1 protein-coding gene is annotated in these 381 nt (G+C 44.9%); it reads left to right on the top strand.

Going from position 1 to position 381, the window contains the following annotated elements; genetic code table 11:
* A partial coding sequence (locus tag H5R88_RS00590) for an SH3 domain-containing protein (RefSeq protein WP_182600029.1) occupies positions 1 to 381 on the top strand: 381 nt, incomplete at both ends.

Below are 381 nucleotides of genomic sequence, written 5' to 3'. Positions count from 1 at the left end.
CATCCGTCAAGCGCCAAGTACTTCGGCAGCAATAATGGCTCAATACAGTGGTGGTCAAAGTTTTACGTATGATTCAAAAGTAGTAGCAAATGGGTACCTTTGGGTATCATACATGAGTTATAGTGGAGCCCGTCGGTACGTAGCAATCAAAAACTTGAGCAATGGTCAAACGTTTGGAACAGATTCAAATAACTTTTCATATAATAACCCAACACCAAGTACTTCTACGCCGACTCCAACTCCACAACCAACTCCACAACCAACAACACCAGCTGATGGAACGACTATGCAACAGCGTGGGACCTTCCGAGTTGCTTATGGCTTAAACATCCGTCAAGCGCCAAGTACTTCGGCAGCAATAATGGCTCAATACAGTGGTGG

Origin of the sequence: Limosilactobacillus agrestis (assembly GCF_014145585.1) — a bacterium.
GTDB lineage: Bacteria > Bacillota > Bacilli > Lactobacillales > Lactobacillaceae > Limosilactobacillus > Limosilactobacillus agrestis.
This window is presented reverse-complemented; position numbering and strand designations above follow the sequence as displayed.